Source organism: Bacillus sp. FSL W8-1143 (assembly GCF_037965155.1).
GTDB classification, from domain to species: Bacteria; Bacillota; Bacilli; order Bacillales; family Bacillaceae; genus Bacillus; species Bacillus pumilus.
Genome location: NZ_CP150182.1, coordinates 1,706,351 through 1,726,845, shown reverse-complemented (window position 1 = coordinate 1,726,845; position 20,495 = coordinate 1,706,351). Strand labels below are relative to the sequence as shown.

At 37.8% G+C, this 20,495-nt stretch carries 21 protein-coding genes and 1 pseudogene; 2 read left to right on the top strand and 20 right to left on the bottom strand.

What is annotated here, in order from left to right; all coding sequences use genetic code 11:
- Positions 1 to 38: 38 nt before the first annotated feature.
- Positions 39 to 500, top strand: coding sequence for a macro domain-containing protein (locus NSQ36_RS08555; RefSeq protein ID WP_137054596.1), 462 nt, complete (start codon positions 39 to 41; stop codon positions 498 to 500).
- Between the two features lie 71 nt (positions 501 to 571).
- Here NSQ36_RS08555 and NSQ36_RS08550 read toward each other — a convergent pair whose 3' ends face one another.
- The 16 genes and pseudogenes from NSQ36_RS08550 to spoVK form a co-directional block, all read right to left on the bottom strand.
- Positions 572 to 1,054, bottom strand: coding sequence for a TIGR01741 family protein (locus NSQ36_RS08550; RefSeq protein ID WP_137054597.1), 483 nt, complete (start codon positions 1,052 to 1,054; stop codon positions 572 to 574).
- Positions 1,055 to 1,061: 7 nt separating this feature from the next.
- Complete coding sequence (locus NSQ36_RS08545) at positions 1,062 to 2,990, bottom strand: T7SS effector LXG polymorphic toxin (protein WP_339207199.1); 1,929 nt, start codon at positions 2,988 to 2,990, stop codon at positions 1,062 to 1,064.
- A 126-nt stretch (positions 2,991 to 3,116) separates the two neighbouring features.
- Positions 3,117 to 3,251 carry a hypothetical protein gene (locus tag NSQ36_RS08540; protein WP_257736826.1) on the bottom strand — a complete coding sequence of 45 codons (135 nt, stop codon included), beginning with the start codon at positions 3,249 to 3,251 and terminating at the stop codon, positions 3,117 to 3,119.
- A 2-nt stretch (positions 3,252 to 3,253) separates the two neighbouring features.
- Complete coding sequence (locus NSQ36_RS08535) at positions 3,254 to 4,345, bottom strand: Rap family tetratricopeptide repeat protein (protein WP_310426708.1); 1,092 nt, start codon at positions 4,343 to 4,345, stop codon at positions 3,254 to 3,256.
- Positions 4,346 to 4,993: 648 nt separating this feature from the next.
- Positions 4,994 to 5,253 (bottom strand): annotated as a pseudogene (locus NSQ36_RS08530) (group-specific protein).
- Positions 5,254 to 5,440: 187 nt separating this feature from the next.
- The gene (locus NSQ36_RS08525) at positions 5,441 to 5,983 is read right to left on the bottom strand and encodes a hypothetical protein (protein WP_327840718.1); all 543 of its coding nucleotides are present in this window, start codon (positions 5,981 to 5,983) and stop codon (positions 5,441 to 5,443) included.
- A 480-nt stretch (positions 5,984 to 6,463) separates the two neighbouring features.
- Positions 6,464 to 6,652 carry a hypothetical protein gene (locus NSQ36_RS08520; protein ID WP_003211444.1) on the bottom strand — a complete coding sequence of 63 codons (189 nt, stop codon included), beginning with the start codon at positions 6,650 to 6,652 and terminating at the stop codon, positions 6,464 to 6,466.
- 49 nt (positions 6,653 to 6,701) lie between these two features.
- On the bottom strand, positions 6,702 to 7,208 hold the full coding sequence (locus tag NSQ36_RS08515) for a hypothetical protein (RefSeq protein WP_106032486.1): 507 nt from the start codon (positions 7,206 to 7,208) through the stop codon (positions 6,702 to 6,704).
- Positions 7,209 to 7,436: 228 nt separating this feature from the next.
- On the bottom strand, positions 7,437 to 8,060 hold the full coding sequence (locus NSQ36_RS08510; protein ID WP_310426714.1) for a hypothetical protein: 624 nt from the start codon (positions 8,058 to 8,060) through the stop codon (positions 7,437 to 7,439).
- Positions 8,061 to 8,495: 435 nt separating this feature from the next.
- The gene (locus tag NSQ36_RS08505; RefSeq protein WP_310426716.1) at positions 8,496 to 8,708 is read right to left on the bottom strand and encodes a hypothetical protein; all 213 of its coding nucleotides are present in this window, start codon (positions 8,706 to 8,708) and stop codon (positions 8,496 to 8,498) included.
- 287 nt (positions 8,709 to 8,995) lie between these two features.
- A complete protein-coding gene (locus tag NSQ36_RS08500) occupies positions 8,996 to 9,238 on the bottom strand; it encodes a hypothetical protein (RefSeq protein ID WP_339207196.1) in 243 nt (80 codons plus the stop codon).
- Positions 9,239 to 9,459: 221 nt separating this feature from the next.
- Positions 9,460 to 10,794, bottom strand: a complete 1,335-nt coding sequence (gene glnA, locus NSQ36_RS08495; protein ID WP_003211015.1) for a type I glutamate--ammonia ligase — start codon at positions 10,792 to 10,794, stop codon at positions 9,460 to 9,462.
- A gap of 59 nt (positions 10,795 to 10,853) precedes the next feature.
- Positions 10,854 to 11,264: a MerR family transcriptional regulator gene (locus NSQ36_RS08490; protein WP_050944935.1), complete on the bottom strand. Its 411-nt coding sequence runs from the start codon at positions 11,262 to 11,264 to the stop codon at positions 10,854 to 10,856.
- A gap of 90 nt (positions 11,265 to 11,354) precedes the next feature.
- Positions 11,355 to 12,635 (bottom strand): aminotransferase class I/II-fold pyridoxal phosphate-dependent enzyme, encoded by a 1,281-nt coding sequence (locus tag NSQ36_RS08485; RefSeq protein WP_106032484.1) that lies wholly within the window; start codon positions 12,633 to 12,635, stop codon positions 11,355 to 11,357.
- An 18-nt stretch (positions 12,636 to 12,653) separates the two neighbouring features.
- On the bottom strand, positions 12,654 to 13,916 hold the full coding sequence (gene hflX, locus NSQ36_RS08480) for a GTPase HflX (RefSeq protein WP_339162182.1): 1,263 nt from the start codon (positions 13,914 to 13,916) through the stop codon (positions 12,654 to 12,656).
- A gap of 121 nt (positions 13,917 to 14,037) precedes the next feature.
- The gene (gene spoVK, locus NSQ36_RS08475; RefSeq protein ID WP_003211912.1) at positions 14,038 to 14,997 is read right to left on the bottom strand and encodes a stage V sporulation protein K; all 960 of its coding nucleotides are present in this window, start codon (positions 14,995 to 14,997) and stop codon (positions 14,038 to 14,040) included.
- A 320-nt stretch (positions 14,998 to 15,317) separates the two neighbouring features.
- On the opposite strand from spoVK, the gene NSQ36_RS08470 reads away from it, so the two are divergent.
- Positions 15,318 to 16,076, top strand: a complete 759-nt coding sequence (locus tag NSQ36_RS08470; protein ID WP_339207194.1) for an N-acetylmuramoyl-L-alanine amidase — start codon at positions 15,318 to 15,320, stop codon at positions 16,074 to 16,076.
- A 67-nt stretch (positions 16,077 to 16,143) separates the two neighbouring features.
- On the opposite strand, the gene NSQ36_RS08465 is transcribed toward NSQ36_RS08470, so the two are convergent.
- The 4 genes from NSQ36_RS08465 to nrdI form a co-directional block, all read right to left on the bottom strand.
- On the bottom strand, positions 16,144 to 16,761 hold the full coding sequence (locus NSQ36_RS08465) for a hypothetical protein (RefSeq protein ID WP_050944943.1): 618 nt from the start codon (positions 16,759 to 16,761) through the stop codon (positions 16,144 to 16,146).
- Positions 16,762 to 16,845: 84 nt separating this feature from the next.
- Complete coding sequence (gene nrdF / locus NSQ36_RS08460) at positions 16,846 to 17,826, bottom strand: class 1b ribonucleoside-diphosphate reductase subunit beta (protein ID WP_003212452.1); 981 nt, start codon at positions 17,824 to 17,826, stop codon at positions 16,846 to 16,848.
- Positions 17,827 to 17,843: 17 nt separating this feature from the next.
- Positions 17,844 to 19,946, bottom strand: coding sequence for a class 1b ribonucleoside-diphosphate reductase subunit alpha (gene nrdE / locus NSQ36_RS08455; RefSeq protein WP_003212060.1), 2,103 nt, complete (start codon positions 19,944 to 19,946; stop codon positions 17,844 to 17,846).
- Entirely contained in the window at positions 19,906 to 20,298 is a 393-nt protein-coding gene (gene nrdI, locus NSQ36_RS08450; protein ID WP_008360380.1) for a class Ib ribonucleoside-diphosphate reductase assembly flavoprotein NrdI, read from the bottom strand. The genes nrdE and nrdI overlap by 41 nt, the downstream gene beginning before the upstream one ends.
- Between the last annotated feature and the right edge of the window lie 197 nt (positions 20,299 to 20,495).

The following is a 20,495-nucleotide window of genomic DNA, read 5'->3' as shown; positions in this document are numbered from 1 at the left end:
ACTTATGTTTCTATTTTATGAAAAAGGGGTTACACGATATGATCAAAACAGTGGATGGCAACATTTTAGAGGCAAGTGAAGACATCATCTGTCACCAGGTGAACTGTAAAGGGGTCATGGGCGCTGGATTAGCCAAACAAATCAAAAGCAAATACCCCAATGTGTACAAAGAGTATAAAGAATTATGTACAGAACAAGGAGATGACTTGTTAAGCTCCGTTCAACTCATCACAACTAATGACGGAAAAACAATTGCCAACTTATTTGCTCAAACCGGATACGGAAGAAAAAGAATGCAAACGGACTACGATGCCTTACGCAGCTGCTTACAAAGCCTAAAAGACACAGTAACCCATTCAAATGAAAAGAAAAACCATACTTCCATCGCCATTCCCTACGGGATCGGCTGCGGACTGGCGGGCGGCGATTGGGCGATTGTGGAAGGCATGATTGAAGAGGTGCTTAGTGATTGTGAAGTGACGGTTTATCGGTTTAGATAAGTGAATTTTCGTTTTCGATTAAAAGATAAAAGGACCATTCTGTCTGGAACGGTCCTCTTATTCTATGCAAACTAGTTATTATTCTTTTCTTTGTTCTTCATATATTCAATTACAAATTCTCGATCTTCCTGGTCTTCTGGAAGTATTCCAATATTTTGATACATCCATATCTCTTGTTTTTGAACTTCATCTAATCCATCTTCCAATATATCTATATAATCATATTCGATGGAAAACTCACCTTTGTTATTTAATTTTAATGTAGCACTAGTCCACACATCATTATTAATTTCTTTATCAGTAAGCCATAATTCTTTAAACAAAGCATGTAAATTTAAAAGTAAATCTTCATAAATATTCTCACTTACATTAAACGTTTCTGGAATATCATGAGAATATATATACTCTGTATTACAGTCCTTTTTAAAGAAAAAAAACACCTCAGATGATTTCTCTAGCACTTCAGCATAAAGCACAGCTTTATACCATTCAGTTGGGATGATTTCGTTAACCTCTTTTGCGATTCTTTGAAATAGATCTGCTTGATGCTGCATCTTCTTATCAACCTCCTGCTTGATTCTGTATCACAACAGTTCTTTTCATTTTTCCCTCTATTGTATAAGTCACTTTAAATTCAGTTGGTCTCAATGAGCCACTTATATATAGCGGTTTAATTTCTACATTAACTTTTTTGGGCGGATTTGCACTAAGAGCCTTTATCCATGTTTGCTCCATCTTGTACCATTTCCCACCGCTTCGATTAATCTGTGAATTCATCGGCACAAGATTATCAATATCCCCAGACCCTTTAAAAATTGACGCAATTAAATGACCACCATCATCATCCAGTAATCGATCTGGCTTGCCTGAATTAGATTGGGCGTATTGGTTTCTTTTGACCTCTCCGTATTTTAAATCACTTGCTTCAACTTTGACAATACGTCCGTAGTGATCGGTTGTGTAGGTGTAGCCTTGCTTTGTTGAATAAACGACATTTGGTTTTAATACTTTTTTACGTTTCCATCTCACATAGTGATCTCCGTAACTGACAACAGCCGGTGGTGATTTAGGTGCTGGTAATCGTCTGCCTGTCTTAGAGATTCCGTAGCCTGAATTGTTGTCGAGACGCTTTGCCATGGAGAGGAGTTTATTTTTGAGATTTTCGCCGTCAAATACATTGTACGGAAGCTTCGGTCCACCAGCCATTTGAAACTTTGGTGAGTACGGCAATAGATTCGGAATAGAGACTCTGTCTAATGATTTTGCTCCTTGTTCAAGCCCTTTCTTCACTGTAGTTTTGGCCGCGGTTGTCCCTGTTTTTGTGATGGCTCCTGCCCCTTTGGAACCAAAGACGATTTCTGCTAGTGAACCAGTCGCATAGGCGAACCAGTGTGAACGAGAATACGCATCACCATCTATGACTTCTTTTTGGAATGAGTCTGAAATTGATTTTCCAATCGCTTTCGATGTTTCAATTGGATGAGAAACAGCCGTAACGACTGATTCTACGGCACCACCAGGATCTGTTACAAGATCGTAAATGCCAACTACTGTATCTTTGGCCACATCATATAGACCAACTGCAGCACCTTTTACACTATCAACGAATACCTCTGATGCTTCTTCCTGCGCTTTGATTTGGAGCAGCTGGCTGTAATACATTTTTTGATCGTAAGAAAGATTTTCATATCCAATTTCGTCTACAATCTCAAAGTATTTCGCTTCTGATATACACGAGGGATCATTGAGCTTTTCTTTCAATTCTTTGATTCTTCGTTTCTCTTTTTCTTCTTTTTTCACTTTTAAATATGCTTTCACCTGTGCATCGATTTTATCATGATTCTTGTACACATCTGTCTCATGAAATGCTTTTGCATCATAATACATGGGCTGAGCGTTCTTACCTTTTCCTGTAGCAGCCATCATTTTTGTATAAAAAGTTTTGAGGTGATTCTCAATCTCTTCTGACTTTGCGTATTCTGTTTTTAGCTCATGATCTATTTTATGTAAAGCATCAATTGTCTCTTTTCTTTTTTTGTTCGCATCGTCTAAATGTTCATTGACCTCTTTACTTGAAAATGTGTGTAATTCAATTAAATCACTGATATCGTCAAAAATAGTGGAAAGAGCTTCTTTTTGTTCCTTGACCATATCTTTATTATTCTGAATGCCTTGCTTCAATTGAGCATCTAGGAAGTGCTCATCAATAAATGTACTCCCGCCTAATGATTCATCATCCAGCTTTCCTTTCACTCCATCTAAAAAAGCTTTTTGCATATCGATAAAATCAAGATAAGTGTCTGCGTATAGTGCAAGATCATTATAAAAAGCTTTGATATTATCTGCACCTTTTCCAGTAAACTCATCACCTAATCCCGATACACCTTTTAATGCTTTTTTCACAAGTTTCATCTCTTCTTGAAGCTCATGATAGGCCTTTGACCTCTGTTCGACAGCTGATAGTAAAGATGGAGCATCTAATATTTTCATATAAAAAAGACTCCTTTTATGGAATATTCTTTTACTAGAATACCATAAGGAGTCTGACACTTTAATCCATTTTATCGTTTTTTAACCAATTATCCTCCGTAGTGGTGGATTAAAACCCTATCGCTTTTATGAACCTGCACCTCTAGAGAAAAGTAACACTACCTCATTTTTAGCATCAGCTTGAGTTTGTTGTCCAACAGGCATTCCAAGAATTGTACCTAATAGCAAAGCAGTAGTAATCATCATCATTATTTTTTTCATGATCATATGACCTCCTTTCCTATAAGCGTACAAGATTTTAAAGCCAATTCCAAGAAGTAGTTACTTTCTTCATAAAGATTTAACTTCTTATAAATGGATGCAACATCAGGAGCTAGAGCCTCTATATCAACATATGCTTTTCTTTCTTCCAAAAAACATAGCCCTTTCTTGATATCCTCATAGCTTTCCCGTGGTGTTGTATAACATTTCTCAAGGATATTGAATTTCAAAATAAAGTTTGTGTTTTGCTGTTCTTTAGAAAAGGATTTCCCCTCAGCAACCCAACTTATTGCCTGATCCAATTGATTTGATTTATAGCTTGATCTTGCAAATTCATACGCACATTGTAAGTATGAAACAGGGGCTGACTGTTTTAGATCATCTGCGAAAATTGCTTTGTTAAAATATTCAATGGCTTCTATATGGTGGTCATCCTGAATTTTGAGAAATCCTAAATCATAATAAGCCAACGCTAACAATCTCTTATCATCCTTCTCAATTAGTCTATCAACACACTCCAAAAGCATTTTTTCAGCTTTGTCTAGTCTACCATCATCAATCAAATTCAGTGCCAACAACATATTACAGTTTATGGTCTGTATGCTGTAGCCTTCATGACCTTTATAGATATCTTTTGCTGTTTGTAGATGATGGTGAGAAAGGAGCGTGACCTTATTGAAATAGTAGAGTGTGCCAATTTTATAATGGAACTCAGCCTTTTCAATTTCATCATGTACCTTATCCAATTGTCTCTCAGCTACTCTAAATAGGACTAGAGCTTCTGAATAATTATTCCTTGCACTCTCGTACATACCTTTGAAAAGATAAAAGTAAAACCTTAACATGTCATCTGTTTTGACTCTTTCGCTTTCTGTTATTGTTGGCTGCCCCACTAAATCTTCCATAAGTACCTTAAATCTATAATCAAGAATATTGAAATAGAGTAAAACATCTTGATTTTCTTCCATTTCGCCTAACATCTCTTGAATCTCATCCCTCAACTCTACTGCTTGTGAAACTTCCCTCTTTTTAATATGTAAATACCATTTGTTGAGAGTGTTTGCTACATCTACAGAGGAAATCAAACCCGACATCCCATTACCCCCTTGCTCTCATTTCCTTTGTATAATTTTAACACGATATTTACAACATATGTAAAGTCAAGGTGGTCATTTTAAAAATTTTCGGTATCCCGCAAAATGCAAAAATACGTTTCTATAAAAGGTATGTTTTATGTAGAGTGCATTAAAAGAGGAACAGCATGGCAGTAAAAAATTATACATATGGATCCTGTAACACAGGAAGTAACAGAGCTTTCTAAAGGTGGATTTAGTACAAAAAAGAAGAGCAAGTTGATGCTTAAAACATGAGAATTGCTTAGAAGTGGTATTGAAGTTGGTGGCGTAGAAACAACTTTAAAACATTTTCTTTAGGAACGCCTATTCTCTTTTTAAATATAGATTCACACCCCATTTTCTTCTTTTTTTAATATAAATTGAGACCAAAATAAAATCCCCCTGAAGCCAATAGCTCCAAGGGGTTTCTTGATTAATACTGAGACATATACTGATCGCGTTCCCATGGGTGTACTTGGGTTCTAAATATAATTTATTACTTAATATATGTAATTTGTTGTTTCTTAACCCTATTAAATCAACGCTTTGTCAGATAGAACCCTCTCCTTAATTCATCTTAAATTATCCATTGGTGGTCAAAATCACAATGAAATTAGCCCCATTGATTTACTTATTATTGATCCATTTTAATAAGAATTCTTTAGTTTGAGATACAGGATAATACCACTTGTTCCCTATCTTTCTCTTAGGAAATCTTCATCAAAGAAAAACTCTTTTTGCATAGTGTTCATACACATACTTGTCTGATATTCCAGCTCCTTAGTATTCCAAAACAGCTTTTCATTGTCAAGCTTCTTTAAGTGTTTCTCCAATTCATCTATGTATAGTTTTCTAACTTCTTCTTCATCAATTTTGATGTTTAACATTTAATTCCTACTTTCTTTTTTTATTTTATATACGACAATTTATAAATTAAAGAACGACGAATAAGGTGTTGGCATCATGCCCCCACCCTTTGTTTTTAATAAACTTCATTAGTATTTAATTAAAAAACAAGCAGACAGGTAACATCTCCCTATCTGCAAATTGAGCTTAATTAATGAAATACTTCTTTTATACACTTTGTAATACAGGTTTAATTTTTTGTTCATATAAATTCTTACCGTACAGTCCATTCAGTTTTAATCCTCGAATTTTTTCTAAGGGTAAATCTTGTGCTGAAATGGCTGTAGGAATATATTTAAATGTTGCTTCTTTCTTAAGTATTATAGGTTTAAATGTCTTTGTGAAATCTTGAAAACCAGTAATGAAATAAGAAATAGGTTTTCCACGATTAGATCTTCTCACCATGACATCTACTAAATCGTCAATTTTCGCAGAATAATTTTCTGCATTGTTACTAATAACATAGTCTGGGATAAATGTTTTGTGTTTATTAGATAAACCTTGTTTTTTTATGGTTAAATCAACTACACCAAAAGGAGGCACTACGCACCAAGCATGTGCTGCAATTTTTGGCAAGGAGCCAGAACTAACAGGCCAATAATGGAGTTGAGATAGACCGCTATTTTTAGGAAAATTTATTGGCAAGGCTCCAAATACTATATAGTTCCATACTCCTTCTGCTTCGATAGCACTCCTGCCATATTTACACAAGCGTTTTGCCTTCCGTCAGTTTTTAGTTCTCCATACAATAGTTCTGCAACAACTGAAAGAACTTTTTGTGCATGATTTTTATAATCATCCTTGTATTCTTTGTACTGAACAAACTTTGCATAATTTTCTAAAAATTTCGAGTCTACTTTCTCATTCTCTATAAAATTTCGATCATCATAAAATCCAGGTTTTGTTACATCAATATGTTTTGCAGTTAAGTCTAATTTAACCTTCTCAAAAATTTTATTGTGAGTGCTCGTTATTTAATCCCCTTCGGATAATATAAAAGAATGATTTTGTTTAATAATTCTATTAGTGTAACTAACACTATACCCATCAATACCTGAATTTCAATGTCGGCGAGGAAAGTGTTTTTGTTATCAACATATCTACCCTTTCTATTTATTACAAGAAACAGATATCCGAAATAGAATAAAAATCAAAAAAAGGGAGCTATAAACGTAGCCCCCTCATAAGTGATTAATTTTTCTTTTTTTTGTGATCTTTTATTAAACTTGAAACAGTTAAACCCATAACACCAAAAGCTACAATATAAAATAAAACATTAGTGACAGGTGTATCAATTTTACTTAAAACCAACACAACAGCTATAATAGCGATAGGTAAAGTAATTAACACACTTTTAGATGCCTTATTTTCCTGTGTCATCTAATTAAGCACCTCCTTGAATTTTACCATTAGGATGTTTTAGCTAAGTTTAAAAAACAAACAGCATTATGGTTTTAGCAACCCACCACGCAGCATTTTCATTTCCAGTAACTTTAAGAGCGCCTAAATAGATACCATGTTCTAGAGCGCCTGTATAATGTTCTAGAGTCATTAGAATCGTTTCTAACCCAGTAACACCGCCTATCATTACCTTAAGTTTTTTCGGTAATTGGTCATAAGCACCTTTTATTGCTTTTATAGCCGATGTGAATTTACCATGTACAGAGGCTTCCCCATTTTCCTTATCTTGAAATTCTTTTATAGTTTTTTTGAATTTTACTGTTTCTTCTTCATTTAGATTCCAATACTGTGCAATCTCATCTATTGTAGGCTCTTTTGATTGATCAAAAGAAGATTTTACAGATGAATAAGAATAGGACTGTTCTTTTTCGAGAGCTTTAGCAGCATTTGCTTCTGCAAAAGGTGTGACTGTTAAAAAAGAAACTCCAGCAACCATTGAGAGTAATAATCCTTTTGAAGTGCTTAAATTTTTCATAATAACTCCTAATTTTAAATATTTAGTGGCTATACTTCTAACAAATATTAAGCATATTTTTGTAATTCAACATATTGTTTCAGCTGTTAAGAATAACCCTCCTCGGTTTTATGCTATCATTTGTAAATAAATGAAGTAAATAGGGTTTTGGTTGCATACCTTTAATGGTTCAATATACACATTATTGATAATCCATAAAAAAATCATCTTATTTGAAAACCATCTGTCTTACTGCTTATTCGTCTTAATAACTATTTGACACTCGATTTTGTAAGTGGATTCACCAGTATCAACTTTTATATCATCACGGTTAATTTTATATTTCCCACCATACAATCTCGATGAAACAGGATGGGAAATACCATCTTTAAGATATCTGAATATAAATTCCTTGCCTTTTTTATAATCTTTAAGTGGAACATGCCCTACTTTCAAATCATTAACATAGACTGCAATAGCTTGAGGATCATGTTCGTTGTCCTCCTCAAGTTGCAAATAACAATCAGAAAAAAATTCATCCTGATGAAGGAAAATAGGCTCGTCATAAGTGTATTCTAATATTTCAGTATTGGTCATTCCATTATATTTTTCTTCAAAATTATAATTGTCTTTTTCTTGGGCAATGGCCTTTTTTATTTCTTTTTGATAATAGCTTACTCCAGCAACATTGAATGTGATATATTCAAAAAATGCATCTTCCTCTTCATACTTTACTGAGTATGAAGTTTCACTCACAAACTTTGGATATTCATCAATTTTCAGGGGCGGATCAGCTATTTCTTCTAAAGTGTTCACAGTACTTTTTGCTTCTTGTTTAAAAATCATATTCTTAATAGTATTCCATAAACTCACTTACTCACCCTCCAAATGTTCTTCTTTTAAATAGTTATTATATTATCGGCATAATTCCCATTTTGTTTACAATTTTTTTGATACTGAGTTGCGTCTGTTAATTTCAGATACATGTGCAAATAGGGAAGCACAGAGATATCCTATCCTCATTTATCGCATCGGCTGTTTCACTACTCTTTCAAGTTTAACGTTGTTAGCGCATGCCACGACAGCCTCACCCTGAAATTAGGCATCACTAAAGACAACACCTTGATCCAGGAGCATAGACTGATTCTATTCAGTTGTGAACTATTGAATATAGATTAAAAATAAGTTAGAATGGGCTGGTATCATTGCAAATTCATCAAAATTATTTAAATGTTATAGTAATTAACTCATAAGCCTTTAATTAGTTTTATAAGTTTAATTACGCACCTTAAATTTACACTTGAAAATTTATAGATTCGGTTTTGAAACCTTTCCTTTCATTTGCTTTAATCCTTTTCTAATAGATTCTAAAGCATTATAAGCCCCTTTTTCATCAGCGACCATTTTATCGATGTGCATATTCACTGAATAATTGCTAGTAACATTCTTGGACTCTGACACTTCAAATCCTAGAACTGAAAGTTTAGCGATAGCAACTGAAGAAGCTACATTGTTAAACATACTTCGTATTGACTCGTAGCTCTTTGCTACTGCTTCGATCTTCTATCTTTGTTTCTCTAAGTAAACTCAACAGCTTTAAGCATGTTAACTGAGCCTTGTTTATTAAGGACAATTTCTCCATCATCTACTACAGCTAATGCTCCTTGAGCTGGGACTTTACCAACTGATCCACCAGTCTTGAAACGAGGGATCTTTTGGCCAGTAGTATTACCCTTAACGACAACACCGAGAGCATTTAAAGCCTCTTTAAGCTTATCAATCAAATTGTTAGAGATAGACTTGCCGATTTACTCCATATTTGAATTGATAAACTTAGTGAATTCAGAAAGCTGTTTATTGATATCGATAATCTTATCGTTCATCAATTTTCCTTCTAAATCCTTGAACCCATGCTCAGCATTAATAAGATCATCATACTTTGCGTTAATTGATTTTTCGACTTTTTCAAGCTGATATTGCAGCGCTTCTTTACGCTTGGAGTTTTCACGATCTTTTAGGAATTTATCTAAAACAAGCTGTTCATTTTGCATCTGTTCACTAAGTTATTTAACTTTTCATTTACCGAACTCACAGTCATGGAGTGAATATCGATTTATTTGATCTAAAAGTTTTGTTTGCTTTTGAAATTTTCTGTTGAATTTGGTGGTCAAAAAGTGGCCAATCTTCATTTTGATTCTGGTCACTATAAATTTGACCACCAAATCCTTTTTAAAAACCCCTTGAAGCCAATAACTCCAAGGGGTTTTCTTTATTAATACTGAGACATATACTGATCGCGTTCCCATGGGTGTACTTGGGTGCGGAACATATCCCATTCGATTTCTTTTGATTCGATGAAGTGCTCGAATAAGTGATCGCCTAGTGCGTTGACCATGACTTCGTTTGATTTCAGCAGCTCAAGTGCTTCTGCAAGTGTTGCAGGAAGGTCAGCGATGCCGTTTTCAAGGCGCTCTTCTTTGTCCATGACATAGATGTTTCTGTCGATTGGTGCTGGTGCGTCTAGTTTGTTTTTGATTCCGTCAAGACCTGCTGCAAGTAATACGCTTAATGCAAGGTATGGGTTTGCAGATGGGTCTACGCTGCGCACTTCTACACGTGTGCTGATGCCGCGTGATGCAGGGATACGGATCAGTGGGCTGCGGTTTTGTGCACTCCATGCCACATAGCAAGGTGCTTCATAACCAGGTACAAGACGCTTGTAAGAGTTCACCGTTGGGTTTGTGACCGCTGTAAAGCTAGTTGCATGCTTAACGATACCCGCGATAAAGTGTCTAGCCGTCTCGCTTAATTGTAAGTCTGCTTTTTCATCAAAGAATGCGTTTTTGCCATTTTTGAATAATGATAGGTTACAGTGCATACCAGATCCGTTCACACCAAACAATGGTTTTGGCATGAATGTCGCATGAAGACCATGCTTTCTTGCAATCGTTTTGACAACGAGTTTGAATGTTTGAATGTCATCACAAGAACGGATGGCGCCTGCATATTTGAAGTCAATTTCATGCTGTCCAGGTGCTACTTCGTGGTGAGACGCTTCAATTTCAAAGCCCATTTCTTCAAGCTCAAGCACGATATCACGGCGGCAGTTTTCGCCTAGATCTGTTGGTGCAAGGTCAAAGTATCCACCTTTATCGTTTAATTCAAGCGTTGGCTCGCCTTTTTCATCTAATTTAAATAAGAAGAATTCTGGCTCAGGTCCAAGGTTGAAATCACTAAATCCTAGGTCTTCCATTTCCTTCAAGACACGCTTTAAGTTATTACGCGGGTCTCCATCAAATGGCGTCCCGTCCGGCTTGTAAATGTCACAAATAAAGCGTGCAACTTTACCTTTTTCTGCTGTCCAAGGGAATATAACAAATGTGTTGAGATCTGGGTATAGATACATATCTGATTCTTCAATACGTACGAAACCTTCAATAGATGAACCGTCAAACATACATTTGTTATCGAGAGCTTTTTCTAACTGGCTCACAGGAATTTCAACATTTTTAATCGTTCCGAGAATGTCTGTAAATTGCAGACGGATGTACTTTACATTTTCCTCATTTACTAATTTTACGATATCTTCTCTTGTGTATTTTGCCATTTCGTAAAACTCCTCCCCTACAAAAGGTAAAATTGTATAGCAATGCTTTTGCTAATTGGTTAACGGAAGAACCTTGACATATCCCCCTGCCTAAAGGTCGTTCCTTGTTGGAAACGTCCAGCCTGAATGAGTTCCTTCTTCAGTAGCTTCCTGAGTTCATCATCTGTCAAGTTGTGCTTCGCTGTGGATTTCTCCTCGGTCTTTGCATCAGACGCTGGATGTTCTGCCTCAGCTTTGGCAAAAAGTTTTTTGATTCCTGCCATGTTTACACCTTGTTCGATGAGGTTTTTAATTTCTAGTAATTTATCAACATCATGGAAAGAAAATAATCGGCGATTCCCATCACTTCTTGCTGGAAATACTAAACCATTTTCCTCATAATAGCGAATTTGCCTTGCAGATAATTCTGTTAGCTGCATGACAATCCCAATTGGGAATAAAGGCATTGAGCGGCGAATGTTATCACTCATCTCAACTGTCTCCTCCTCTTTGCTTAAATTTATTATATGTCATGTTATATTATGTGTCAACATTATGTTAGGAATATTAACATGAATTTTTTATCGAGCAGGTATGTCGATAAAACCTTGTTCCATTAAGGCATCTACAGCACTGCAAATCGCATTTTTCACATGGGCATACGTGAGTCCGCCTTGAACGTAGGCTGTATAAGGCGGTCTGATCGGTCCATCGGCTGACAATTCGATACTAGCCCCTTGGACGAAGGTGCCCGCTGCCATAATGACATCATCCTCGTAACCTGGCATATAGCTTGCATGCGGTGTGACGTGACTGTTGATCGGAGATGCATATTGAATCGCCTGACAGAATGCAATCATTTTGTTAGGATCACCAAATTCGACGGATTGAATTAAATCCGTTCTTTTCGCATTCCACGCCGGGTTCGTTTGGAACCCGAGCTTCTCAAGAAAACGAGCCGTGAACACTGCACCTTTTAAGCTTTGCGCCACAACATGCGGTGCTAAGAAAAATCCTTGATACATTTCCTGAAGCGCATAAAGCGAGGCACCCGCTTCACTGCCGATGCCCGGAGATGTCATTCGATAAGAGCAAGCTTCTACCCATTTTTCTTTTCCAACGATGTAGCCGCCTGTTTTGGCAAGCCCGCCGCCTGGGTTTTTAATAAGGGAACCCGCCATAAGATCCGCTCCCACATGACATGGCTCTTGTAATTCAGTAAATTCACCATAACAGTTGTCCACAAACACAATGATTTCTTCATTGATCTCTTTTACAAATGAAATCATTTGCTCGATTTCTTCTATTGTAAAGGAAGGTCTTGAAGCATAGCCTTTTGAACGCTGAATGCCGATCATTTTTGTTTTAGAGGAGATTGACTCTTTTACTTTGTCATAATCGACGGATCCATCTTGTCTTAAATCAATGGCCTTGTAATCAATCTGGAAGTCTTTTAATGAGCCTGTCCCTTCTTTGCCGCGAATCCCTACAATTTCTTCTAGCGTATCGTATGGTTTTCCCGTCATATAGATCAATTCATCGCCAGGTCTCAGCACACCAAATAACGCAATGGAAATGGCATGTGTGCCGGAAATGATCTGCGGACGCACAAGGCCGCTTTCTCCTCCGAAGACATCCGCATAAATTTTTTCTAGCGTGTCTCTTCCCATATCATCGTAGCCATATCCAGTTGTCGGGTTAAAGTGAGAATCACTGACTCTATGCTTTCGGTAGCTTTCAAGCACCCGCCACTCATTTTGTTCACTCTTTTGATCAATTTGCTGATGCATGTGAAAAATGTCTTGTTCTGTTTCTGCTGCTACTTTTTCTAAAATACTGCCGTGTTTTAATGTATGAAACATCTTGATTTAATTCCTTTCTTACAACATATACTTCTTGATTTGACCTAATATGGTCTGCTCCTCACCGCTAAACCCGGTGATGTCATAAAGTTCTGCTTCTTTTTGAAATTCTAGCGATTCCACGAGCGTTTCTGATTTTAATGCGGAGATGAGCTTTCCTTCATACGCTGGAATCTTCACATGATATGGCTTTAAAAAGTTTTGTTTCAGTTCTGCCATAATATCCGCTTTTAATCGCTTTACATCTTCTTCGCGTCTCGCACTGATTAACAGATGACGATGCTTTGAAGATGGGATGAAATCCGGTCTGATTTGATCTTCTTTGTTATAAACCGTCAGCATCGGTATACGGTCTGCTTCTAGTTCTTCTAATAACTCATGAACCGTCCGTTCGTGACCTTCGTAATCCTCATTAGAAGCATCAATGACATGAAGCAAATAATCGGCTTCCTTCACTTCTTCAAGAGTGGAACGAAATGCCGCAATGAGTGTTGTTGGGAGGTCTTGGATAAAACCAACGGTGTCTGAAATCAGCACACTATAGCCAGATGCTAATGTCATCTTACGTGTCATTGGATCAAGTGTCGCAAATAGCAGATCTTCTTCATGACTATCTGCATCTGTTAATTGGTTAAACAAAGTAGATTTTCCGGCATTCGTATACCCAACAATGGCAATTTGGAACACACCATTTTTCTTCCGGCGCTCCCGGTATCTTGTCCGGTGCTCTTTGACTGTAGATAATTGCCCGTTAATTTCGTGAATACGGTTTCGAATATGGCGTCTATCTGTTTCAAGTTTTGTTTCACCTGGACCTCTTGCGCCAATTCCTCCGCCTTGCCTTGAGAGGCTGATCCCTTGTCCGCTTAGTCTCGGCAAGGCATACTGAAGCTGGGCAAGCTCTATTTGCAGCTTCCCCTCTCTTGTCCGGGCTCTTTTTGCAAAGATGTCTAAAATCAATTGTGTCCGATCGATAATTTTCACATCTAAGGCAGTTGCCAAAGCTTTTAGCTGACTTGGAGACAGTTCATCATTAAAAATAATGACATCACATTCGAATTCCTCGCAAAGCACTTCAAGCTCTTCTACTTTCCCTTTACCGATATATGTTGCGCTGTCTTGTCTATTTCTCTTCTGCGTCATTACGCTGACAGCTTCACCGCCAGCCGTTTTGGTTAAGGAAGCTAATTCTTCCATTGAGTATTGAAAGCGTTCATCCGTGACATGCGGCAATTGACAGCCGACAAGGATCGCTTTTTCTGTCATTTCATGTTCATTCAACGTCAGTTGTTTCCTTTCTGTACTTAAGTTTTCAGTAGTACCATCATACCAAACACACCACACGTATACCACTATTCGGATGGTTTATTTTAGTATCTCTTTATAAAAAGGATACGCCATTTTAAGTAGGCGTATCCTCTTTCATTTGGAGATCGTGACTTTTAATCGTGAGCAAATCTTTTTTATCATAATGATCCACAAGCAGGAGTCTCATCGCTTGGGTTCGAATGGCCTTTTCAATCGTGTTTCGCACAAAACGGCCGTTGCTGAATTTTGCAGGACTCGTGGTGCTTTTAATGTGCATTAAGTAATCTCGCAGCTTCCATTCAGCTTCTTGAGTAAATATATATTCTCTGTCAGCCATCATCCGTTTGGCAATGTCCATGAGCTGATCGACGGTATAATCAGGAAAGCTGATATTGATTGGAAATCTCGATTGCAGCCCCGGGTTTAATGATAGAAAATGATCCATTTCCTTGGAGTAGCCAGCAAGAATGAGAATGAATTCGTGTTGTTTGTCCTCCATATGTTTGACTAGGGTATCAATCGCTTCTTTCCCAAAATCCTTTTCGCCTCCGCGGGCAAGAGAATAGGCTTCGTCGATGAACAAAATGCCGCCTAGTGATTTTTTAATTAAATCTCTTGTTTTTTGAGCAGTATGACCGATGTACTCGCCGACTAGATCTCCGCGTTCCGCTTCAATTAAGTGACCTTTTGAGAGGACATTCATTTCAAAGAAAAGCTTCCCGACAAGTCTTGCAACCGTTGTTTTCCCTGTGCCGGGATTCCCTTTGAACATCATATGAAGCGCTTGTTTACCTACCTTTAACCCTTGTTCCTGCCTTTTTTGATTGACAAAGATCCAAGCATAAATCTCTTTTATGTTTCGTTTCATTTCATCCATACCGACAAGGCTGTTCATTTCACGCTCTATTTCCCGTAAGATGCTGTGTTTTGCCTCATTTTTCTGCAAGGCTTCTAGGTATTCTGCCTCTGAATCTGCATCAACCAATACTTGTTTTTGTCCGTTAAGTATAATATTGATTTGGCCGTTGTTTTTATATGTGACAGCTCGCTCCAACGTATTCACCTCTCGCTCTTCTCTCTTTATTCTATTCGGGTGGAGCTGTAATCGTGACAATCGCCCGCTTAAGCCCAAGTTTGCTGTCAAAATGACCCGAGATTCCGAATATTGTAGGGATTTCTGCGGTTTCCCAGGAAATGATGTGCTATTTCCATTGTATTCATCCCATTTAGGCGGACAAACCAACAATTTGTTTTTTCTTAGAAAAATGTAGCTTTCTCATCACAAATTGTGCAGAAAAGAGTCTCAATGATTTCCGCATTTTGTACAGGCAATTTTTCTATTTTCTCATAAAATAAAGACGAGGTGATGAATAGATGGTGAAAATTTTTATTGATCCTGGCCATGGAGGAACAGATTCTGGAGCTGCTGCTAATGGACTTTTGGAGAAAAATATCACACTGCAAATCGCGATTTTATTGAGAGATATGTTGATTAGTGATTATGATGACGTTTCCGTCCGCTTAAGTCGTTCAATTGATCAATCCGTTACTTTGGCCCAGCGTACAAATGCGGCAAACAGCTGGGGAGCTGACTATTTCGTGTCTATTCATGTTAATGCAGGCGGGGGCACAGGTTTTGAAAGCTATGTGTATCCTGGCGTTTCAGCACCAACCACCACGTATCGCAATGCCCTTCATGATGAAATTGTTCGCTCGGTGGATTTTGCCAACCGCGGCAAGAAAACAGCGAACTTCCACGTTCTTCGAGAAACTTCTATGCCCGCTATTTTAACAGAGAATGGTTTCATCGATACGACAGCTGATGCAAATAAGCTCCGCAACGCAACCTTCCTTCAAGGCATCGCTCGCGCTCATGCCACTGGATTAGAGAAAGCCTTTCAGCTGAAAAAAAAAGCTAGTAATCTTTATAAAGTTCAGGCTGGAGCTTTCAAGGTGAAAGCCAATGCAGATGAATTAGCAGCCACGCTGAAATCCAAAGGCTTTGACGCCTTCGTTGTATTAGAGGGCGGTATGTTCCGAGTGCAAGCCGGGGCTTTTCGTACAAAGCAAAATGCGGATGACCTCGTCGCAAGATTGAAACAGGCCGGTCACGACGCATTCATTTTCCAATAACTGAAGCTTGTTATAACGAAATAAACCGGCTCAAGTCTGCTGCTGAGCCGGTTTATGATTGATTCCTTTATGCTAAAATGTTCACGACAAATTGAGACCACGTTTCAAGTCGATCGAAGTATTCAGGCTTTTTCAAATCGGATGCTTTCATCCATTTTCCTGAGATTTGATCTGTTTCTTTCACTTCTACATGAGCGCCTGGAGATAATTCAAGCGCCGATAACAGTCCAATGTGCACACGGCCGACACTGTTGTCATCATCATTAATTAAACCAAGGGTTTTCATCTCAAGTTTGTCTTCTTCTTGAATAGAAAGTTCCTCGTCTAGCTCACGATCCGTATTTTCTTTTAGAATTTCAGCAAAGTTTTTGCCTTCGATGAAATTCATGTGACCACCAAAGCCAAGAGATAACTTATGATGCAATCGAGTCTCTCCCCCGCCTTGAAGCCTTTCATATACATACACTTCGTCCTCACGCTTAATCACGACATAAGGAATCGGCTGCTTGAAGTCAGGATTTTCTTCCGCATCGCCTCTGCGCATCTGCTTGAAGTGCTCTTCGATTTCTTTCATAATGGTGTTGATTGTTTTCTCTTCACTATTCACACCATTAAACGCAAGCGTTTCGTTTTGGAATACGCGTGTGCGCGGTGCAACTAGTATGATTTCATCCATTTTTCCCATGTTCGGTAACCTCCAGTATGTAACGCATTATATGAAATGGCAAAAAGCCAAAACGAGTGATGCGTTTTGACTTTTACGCCTTACTTATGATTCATCTCCAAAGAAGAAGTCGTCATCTTTTAACGGCTCAACCGTTGCTTTTTTGTAGCCGTTCCCTTTCATTGAGAAGAAGTCATGCGATTTTGTTTTTGTATTGAGTCCGTTCAATACAATTGGATTGATCTCTTCTTCTTCAAAGTAAGGGGCAAATCCAAGGTTCATTAACGCTTTATTGGCATTGTAACGAATGAACTTTTTCACATCATGCGATAAATTGACTTGGTCATATATATCTTCCGTGTAATGAAGTTCATTTTCATAAAGCTCGTTCAAGAGGTCAATCGAGAAATCATATAGCTCTTTTTGCACGTCAGGTGTTTGTTTGTTGTAAATTTCTTGTGCTAATAATCCAACATATACACCGTGAATCGCTTCATCACGCAAAATCAAGTTGATGATTTCACCACTTTGCATGAGCTTTCCTTGTCCATAGAAATAAAGCGGGTAGTAAAAACCACTATAAAATAGGAAGCTTTCTAAATAAACAGAAGCAACCATTGCTTTAAAGAGGGAAATCGGATCGTCCTTTTGAATCGAACGGTATAAACTGACAATCATATCTGCTTTCTTTTGCAAGAATTTATTCTTTTTGACCCATTCAAACACTTCACTGATCGTTTCAGTTGGTGCGAGTGTCATGAAGATATTTGAGTATGATTTCGCATGTACCGCATTTTCCATCATGGCCATAAAGTTTAATACTGCTTTACGCTGATGGCCTTCTACATGTTCAGCCACAATCGGCATCCCTGTATTTCCTTGTTCTGTATCAAGTAAAGTCAATCCAGCAAGTACCTTCATGTACGTATCTCGCTCTTTTTCACCTAGATATTTCCATGTTAAGAGGTCCCCATTTAAGGAAATCTCTTCAGGAAGCCAGAACTGCTTCACATTTTGGTTGTAAAACATTTGTGTAAAATCATCTTCGTGTTTTGACCAGTTGGCTGCATCATAAATTTTTGTCACGTTAAACTCTCCTTTAATCAAACAACACAAGAAAGACAGCCTTCCTGCCCTGTATCCTTCGTTCTTGCATAATAAAGTGTCTTAATGCCTTTATGGTGTGCATACAGATCGATGCGGTTTAGGTCACGCGTTGTCATCGTATCTTTCAGGAATAGTGTAAAGCTGATTCCTTGATCGACGTGCTGCTGAATCGTTGCGATCATATCGACCACTTTAAACATATCCATATCGTACGCTTCTTTATAGAAGAACCAGTTTTGCGCTGAAAGACCTGGCATTGGGTAATACGTTTTGCTGTTGCCGTATGTTCTTTCTTCGATACGTTCCATAATTGGCATAACAGAGGCTGTTGCCGATTGCACATAAGAAATGGAACCTGTTGGCGCAATACATAAACGGTAGCTATGGTACATGCCATTTTCCGCTACAAAGTCTTTGAGTGCTGCCCAGTCTTCTTTTGTTGGAATGTGCATGCCTTCAAATAATGCTGCTGCTTTTTCTGTTTTTGGTGTGAAATCATTCTCCACGTATTTATTGAAGTACTCGCCCGTTGCGTAGCCAGAGCCTTCATAACGATGGAATGTTTCTCCTTTTTCTTTTGCAAGCTCACTTGAACGTTTAATTGAATAGTAGTTCACCATCATAAAGAACGTATTCGCGAAATCTCTTGCTTCTTCACTTTCATAGGCCATTTGGTTTTGAGCCAAATACCCGTGAAGGTTCATCGCACCAAGTCCGATTGATTTCATCGCTTTGTTCGCTTTTCGAACAGCCGGTGCATTGCGAATATCTGTTGTTTCAGATACAAGCGTGAGTGAGTCTGTTGCTAGTTTGACCGTTTTTTCGATCGATTTGTTTTTCATGACATTCATGATATTTAATGAACCAAGGTTACAAGAAATATCAAGACCAATTTCATCTTCTTGATCATAGTCCGCGTAAGAAGAGACCTCTGAAGCTTGAAGCACTTCTGAGCAAAGGTTTGAGAATTTCACTCGTGAAATATGGTTTAATGCATGCTCTCTATTCACATTATCTTGGAACATGATATATGGATAGCCAGATTCTGAGCGAAGAACAGCCAATTTTTCAAGAAGCTTTCTCGGATTGACTTTTTCTTTTTTGATTTTCGGGTTTTCTACAAGCTCATCATACATTTCTTCCATGTCCATCTCATCAAGATGCTGTCCATATTCTTTATAGACTGTGTGCGGATAGAAGGTGTAAGCTGTTTTATCTTCTCTGGCAAGCTCAATAAATTTATCCGGGATGACGACACCGATGGACAATGTTTTCACACGCACATCTTCATCTGCAGAGATTTTTTTTGTATCTAAGAAATCATTAATATCTCTGTGGAAAATATTAAGGTAGGCACTACCTGATCCTTGTCTTTGTCCCATTTGATCTGCATATCTGAATGCATTATCAAGAAGCTTCATCACGCCGACGACACCTTTTGTCGCGTTTTCAACATCTTTAATTGCTTCGCCTTTTGCACGAAGCTTTGACAAGTTCAAGCTGACGCCGCCGCCTAATTTTGAAAGCTGCATTGAAATATCAATCGCTCTTGAAATATCGTTTAATGAGTCATTCACTTCAAGCAAGAAGCAGCTCACAAGCTCACCGCGTCTTTTACGTCCAGCGTTTAAGAATGTTGGTGTACTTGGCTGGTATTCCTGATTGATCATCAGTTCTACAAACTCAAGGGCTTTTTCTTTATCTCCGCCCGCAAAGAAAAGCGCTACAACTGAAATGCGGTCTTCATAGCGTTCAAGGATTTTCTTTTTATCATTTGTTTTCAGTGCATAATCGTTGTAAAACTTAAACGCACTCATGAATGATGGGAATCTAAATTTCTTCGCATATGCAGCTTCGAATACCTCTTTAATATCTGCCATGCTGTATTGTCTTAAAAATTCTTCCTCATAGTAGTCGTTTTCTATTAAGTAATCAATCTTCTCTTCTAAGTTGTGAAAGAAGACTGTGTTTTGATTAATATAATCTACGAAATAACTATGTACAGCTTCTTTGTCCTTATCGAACTGAAACTTTCCTTCTTTCTGAATCATAATCTCGTTATTTAATTGTATCCACTTTGGAACCTGATTTTGTGACAATTCTTTCTACCTCCTGTGTAAACAATTCAACATCCCTTTTTGTTCCGCTTAGTTCAAAGGTGTGCAAAATAGGAACTTGATATTGTTTAGAAATCGTATCGGCGCTTTTGGCAAAATTATCTCCCCATACTTTGTTTCCACTCACCGCTACACCTAGTAAAAGGTGAGCATTTTTCTCTAAAAAGGATTGAGTAGTACTAGGGACTTGTCCAAATCCTGTCGTAAAGGTGACGAGAATAAACGGCGTATCCAAAAACTCTTCTCCAGTCAATTTTCGTTTGTCTGTAAAAGGGGTCTTGTCCAAAAAGCGTTGAACATTTCCTGTTTTTGAATCAAATACGATTTGAATCAATTCCATCACGACCTAGTTTTTAGTATTGTTGATCATTTCGTTATTCACTATATATAGTATACTATGTTTTTTCAAAACACAACATATAGATGTTCGAAACGAAAAAAATCAACCAACCCGGCCGAACATTCATAGCCGAACTCGTACGTTCAAATAAATAGAGCAGAACAGGATCTAAAAATAGACTGCTCTACTCT